1 pseudogene is annotated in these 230 nt (G+C 62.6%); it reads right to left on the reverse strand.

Features of this window, described 5'->3' with window-relative positions:
- Positions 1-230 (reverse strand): annotated as a pseudogene (locus SB822_RS61465) (cyclic peptide export ABC transporter); the annotation flags it as partial.

The following is a 230-nucleotide window of genomic DNA, read 5'->3' on the forward strand; positions in this document are numbered from 1 at the left end:
TTTCGCGGAAGTAGCGATGCGTGGCGCCGTCGAGCGCAATGCTTTCGAACCATGCCGCGACAGACGGCTCGAGCATCACCTCGCTCGGTAGTTCGGCATTGACCTGTTCGATGCGCTCGAGCGCGACGCGCGCCGAACTCAGGCTCGGCATCGCGGCGAGGACGGCTTCGATCGGCATGATCATGTAGACGAACACGATCGCGTAGCCCGACATCACATGCGGATCGACG

Source organism: Paraburkholderia sp. SIMBA_054 (assembly GCF_046534875.1).
Taxonomy (GTDB): domain Bacteria; phylum Pseudomonadota; class Gammaproteobacteria; order Burkholderiales; family Burkholderiaceae; genus Paraburkholderia; species Paraburkholderia hospita.